The organism is Stenotrophomonas sp. YIM B06876 (assembly GCF_030711595.1).
Taxonomy (GTDB): Bacteria; Pseudomonadota; Gammaproteobacteria; order Xanthomonadales; family Xanthomonadaceae; genus Stenotrophomonas.
In genome coordinates, this window is the sequence record NZ_JAUJUJ010000686.1 from 1 (window position 1) to 214 (window position 214).

Below are 214 nucleotides of genomic sequence, written 5' to 3' on the forward strand. Positions count from 1 at the left end.
TCACCGGCATGGCCGGACGGCTGGAACCGCTGACCGCCGCAAGCCGCCGCCGCGCCCTGTGGCGCTATCCCCTGCTGACGCTGGGCGTGATGGCCCGGATCCTATGGAATGCCCTGTTGCTGTGGCTCAAACAGGTGCCTTTCCACGCCAAACCCCAGGTGCCAGCGTCGCCTGTTTCCCGTTCATCTTCATCCAACCACTGACCATGAACACG

Annotated in this window: 1 protein-coding gene; it reads left to right on the plus strand. The window is 64.5% G+C overall.

Going from position 1 to position 214, the window contains the following annotated elements; translation table 11 throughout:
• A partial coding sequence (locus QZH66_RS19015) for a DUF1365 family protein (RefSeq protein ID WP_305807322.1) occupies positions 1-203 on the plus strand: 203 nt, incomplete at its 5' end.
• Positions 204-214 lie beyond the last annotated feature (11 nt).